The sequence below is a fragment of the Pseudomonas sp. 21615526 genome (assembly GCF_013386245.1).
Lineage (GTDB): Bacteria > Pseudomonadota > Gammaproteobacteria > Pseudomonadales > Pseudomonadaceae > Aquipseudomonas.
In genome coordinates this window covers 1-2,402 of record NZ_JACAOM010000241.1, presented here as the reverse complement: position 1 = coordinate 2,402, position 2,402 = coordinate 1, and the positions used below count along the sequence as shown (strand labels likewise).

The following is a 2,402-nucleotide window of genomic DNA, read 5'->3' as shown; positions in this document are numbered from 1 at the left end:
TGTTTTATATCAACTAGTTAACAAACTCTAAAATCCTTTTACCCTGCAGCTTCAGCCTATATCCCTGTCGGAAATGACGAAATAATGGCGCGCTTTTTATGGCAGGTTGTGTCCCTCGTTTCCGCTACATACGTAGGACAAATCCACGTGGCTAAATGAAGCCTCGAGCACCGACCCAGGTTCAAGGAGAACGGGAGGCCTGCACACGTACGGGCAACCGTTGACGGTTTTCGACATCAAGGATGAGATGGCTATGAGTCTGACCAGCAGTATTCGGAATATGGAAAATCCGCATTTTTATTTCGAGTTGGGAGAGTTGATTTCAAGCACCGGCACTGAACACTTCGCAGCGAACATGCTGCAACTGGTCAACAAGCTGGTACCGGTTCACTTGGTGGACCTCAGTGAATGGACCCTCGACGAGCACCAGGCCTGCGTGCTCGATATCAAGTTACTTGGCAGCGACGGGTTGAAGCAGGACCTGCCGCCACCGCGCACCCTGCATCACCGCGACGATCATCCGCTGCTGAAAAAAATGCTCGGCATGAACGACCCGCTGTTGATCCAGATGAATGCCAAGGCCGACAGCACCCACACCCGCGGCACCTCCCATCAGTGCAACCTGGTATCGCGCCAGGCCAATCGGCGCTGCGTGATTTCGTTCTACCGGCCCCACACCCAACGCGCCTTTTCCCTGGCGCAGCTGTCGTTTCTCAAGAGCCTTTCGGAAACCTTGCTGCCGTTGATCGAGCGCCACGCGCAGATCAATCGACAGGCCCCGCCGGTAGCGCCCGAGCCCTCTAAAACTCCGTTGGAGCAGTCGCAATTGCAGCGCGAATTCTATAAACGCCTGTCACTCAGTGACATCACCTTATCGGCGCGGGAACAGGAGGTTTGCCTGGGGTTGTTGACCGGCGGAACCGTACCGCAGATGGCCGAGAAACTCAGCGTGAAAAACAGCTCCATCGAAACCTACCTCAAGCGCGCGGCGGCCAAACTGGGCGTGAGTGGCCGGCATGGCCTGGCCAAATGGATGGTTGGCGCGTGATGAAAAAACTGATGCTCGGCGTGGCGTGTGTGCTTGGCGGGTGTTCGTTGATCCCGGACTATCAGCGGCCCGAGGCACCGACCCCGGCGCACTACCCGGGGTATAACGCGGACCGGGTGGGGCCATCGGCCGCCGGGCCTGACTGGCAACAGTTGTTCCGTGACCCGGTGATGCGGCAGTTGATTGGCCAGGCCCTGGTGAATAACCGTGACCTGCGGGTGGCGGCGCTGAATGTCGAAGCGTTCCAGGCGCAGTACCGCATCCAGCGTGCCGACCTGTTCCCGGCGGTGTCTGCCACGGGTGCCGAAAACCGCCAGAAAGTCCCGCGGCGCGCCACTACCACCGGCAAGTCTGCGATCACCTCTACCTATTCGGCGACATTGGGCGTCAGCGCCTACGAGCTGGATTTTTTCGGCCGTGTACGCAGCCTCAGTGAGCAGGCGATGCTGCAATACCTGGCCACTGAAGAAGCTCGGCGCAGCGCGCAACTGAGCCTGGTGGCCAACGTCGCCAACGCTTACCTGACCTGGCGTGCCGACCAGGAACTGCTGGCCCTGGCCCGGCAGACGCTGGCCTCGGACGAGCACAGCCTGCGCCTGACGTCGCGCAGTAAAACGGCGGGCAAGGCGACGTCGATTGATGTGATCCAGGCCCAGACCAGCGTCGAAAGTACCCGGGCAAGCATTGCGCGCTACCAGCGGCAGGTGGCCCAGGACCTCAACAGCCTGGCGTTGCTGGTGGGTGGGCCGGTGCCGGATTCTTTGCCGGCACAGCCGCTGTCCGACGACCTGGTAGCCCGGGTGCCGGCCGGGTTGCCGTCGGACCTGCTGCAACGGCGGCCGGATATTGTGCAGGCCGAGTATCAGCTTCAGGCGGCCAACGCGAATATTGGCGCGGCGCGGGCGGCGTTTTTTCCTTCGGTTACGCTGACGGCCAACGCGGGCACCTCGAGTAAGGATCTGTCGGGATTGTTCCAGGGGGGCTCGGGGAGTTGGGGGTTCCAGCCGCAGATCAATCTGCCGATCTTCAACGCGGGCAGCCTGCGGGCCAGCCTGGATTACGCGAAGATTCAGAAGAACATTTATGTCGCGCAGTATGAGAAGTCGATTCAGACCGCGTTCCAGGAAGTCTCGGACGGGCTGGCGGCGCGTCAAACGTATAACGAGCAACTGGCGGCGCAGCGGGATTTTGTTCGGGCCAACCAGACGTATTACGACCTGGCTCAGCACCGGTATCGCAGTGGGGTGGACAGTAATCTGGTGTTTCTGGATGCGCAGCGGTCGTTGTTCAGTTCGCAGCAGGCGTTGATTGTTGATCGGTTGGCGCAGTTGGTGGCGGAGGTGAATTTGTATAC

2 protein-coding genes are annotated in these 2,402 nt (G+C 60.0%); both read left to right on the top strand.

Annotation, left to right across the window (positions count from 1 at the left end):
* Nucleotides 1-253: 253 nt before the first annotated feature.
* The gene (locus tag HX786_RS31485) at nt 254-1,048 is read left to right on the top strand and encodes a helix-turn-helix transcriptional regulator (protein ID WP_008430236.1); all 795 of its coding nucleotides are present in this window, start codon (nt 254-256) and stop codon (nt 1,046-1,048) included.
* A partial coding sequence (locus HX786_RS31480; RefSeq protein ID WP_178913084.1) for an efflux transporter outer membrane subunit occupies nt 1,048-2,402 on the top strand: 1,355 nt, incomplete at its 3' end. The genes HX786_RS31485 and HX786_RS31480, both read left to right, overlap by 1 nt.

Bases quoted from the DNA above. Each gene is read 5' to 3' on its own strand.
- HX786_RS31485 (WP_008430236.1), top strand. From the start codon at position 254: ATGAGTCTGACCAGCAGTATTCGGAATATGGAAAATCCGCATTTTTAT.